Below are 254 nucleotides of genomic sequence, written 5' to 3' on the forward strand. Positions count from 1 at the left end.
GGCTGTCCGTGCGCAATATATCCATTATTTTTGCGGGGCTGTCCATCTTGCAGGCGCTGTGCTCCATCTTTTCTTCAAAGCCGGCGGAAAAATTCACGCCGAGGCGCGTGCTTCTGCTGACATTCTGCATCATCGGGGCGGCCTATCTGTTTATACCTTCGGGCAGTCTGTACGTGACGATTGCAGCTTTTGTCGTCATCAACGCGCTCTATGATGTGATAGAACCCGTATCCAGTCAGGTGGTGAATAATGAG

Annotated in this window: 1 pseudogene; it reads left to right on the top strand. The window is 51.6% G+C overall.

The features are described 5' to 3' along the window. Positions 1 to 254, top strand: a pseudogene (locus tag SB660_RS22140) (MFS transporter); the annotation flags it as partial.

Origin of the sequence: Bacillus sp. SIMBA_005 (genome assembly GCF_046535585.1) — a bacterium.
Taxonomy (GTDB): domain Bacteria; phylum Bacillota; class Bacilli; order Bacillales; family Bacillaceae; genus Bacillus; species Bacillus pumilus.